Below are 554 nucleotides of genomic sequence, written 5' to 3' on the forward strand. Positions count from 1 at the left end.
AACATTTATGGAAAAGAGATTTGACGAGGATCAGGACGAAATTGAAATTGACTTACGGGAACTTCTGTTTGAATTCAAAAGGAAATGGTGGGCGCTGTTGACCGCGCTCGTGCTGGGAGGCGGCCTGGTGGGGGCTTACAGCTATTTCGTGCTGACGCCCCAGTATACCTCCAGCGCCAGCCTGTACGTGCTGTCCAAGGAGACCACCCTGACGTCCCTGGCGGACCTGCAGATCGGAAGCCAGCTGACCCAGGACTATAAGGTGATGGTGAACAGCCGCCCGGTCCTGCAGAGCGTGATCAGCAAAATGAACCTGGATATGAACTATAAGGAACTCCGGGAGAAGATTAAAATTGATAACCCGACCAACACCCGGATTCTGACCATATCCGTACAGGACCCGGACCCTTATCTGGCAAAGGAGATTGTGGACAACATATCCGCAGAGGCTTCCGCTTATATCGGTGAGATCATGGAAATGGTTCCCCCGAAAATGCTGGAGGACGGGGTGGTGGCCCTGGAAAAGACCAGCCCCAGCGTGAAGAAAAACGCAG

1 protein-coding gene is annotated in these 554 nt (G+C 53.1%); it reads left to right on the forward strand.

The features are described from left to right. On the forward strand, nt 1-554 hold a 554-nt coding region (locus GPL15_RS27205), incomplete at both ends, for a Wzz/FepE/Etk N-terminal domain-containing protein (RefSeq protein WP_346345056.1).

It is taken from the genome of Clostridium sp. MCC353 (assembly GCF_018785315.1).
GTDB lineage: Bacteria > Bacillota > Clostridia > Lachnospirales > Lachnospiraceae > CHH4-2.